General features: G+C 31.0%; 1 protein-coding gene. It reads right to left on the bottom strand.

Features of this window, described 5'->3' with window-relative positions; all coding sequences use genetic code 11:
* On the bottom strand, positions 1–185 hold a 185-nt coding region (locus tag ACYVRH_RS14865; protein ID WP_461257631.1), incomplete at its 3' end, for a hypothetical protein.
* Between the last annotated feature and the right edge of the window lie 218 nt (positions 186–403).

Genomic DNA, 403 nt, shown 5'->3' with positions numbered 1-403 from the left:
AAATAATTTAGCTTGCTTAATTTCTCGAAGAGTTCATTCAGGTTGTCACATATCGTGAGCATTAAATTTATGTTTTCATCTGTTTCGCTGTCTATAGTTAAGTCTTTTCCCACATCACTTAATGTAGCCCATGAACTTGGTTGTGATGTTTCGGTTATAAGAACGTCTTCTTCTATTCTTTCCATAATAATACCTCTTTCTTTCCACATTCTCACTGTGATTTTTGTGAGAAAAAACTAAATGAAAAAGAGAGGTATCATATTCTGAGTTTCATGTGAATAAGATTTTTTATTATTGGCACATTATCATTTTTTATTTTTTTTAAATTTGTTCCAACCAGATACATTGCAATAACAAATATTCCGGCAAATGAAAATACGTGGAACAATCTGTTTCGCAGTAG

The sequence above is a fragment of the Treponema sp. R80B11-R83G3 genome (assembly GCF_054786115.1).
This window is presented reverse-complemented; position numbering and strand designations above follow the sequence as displayed.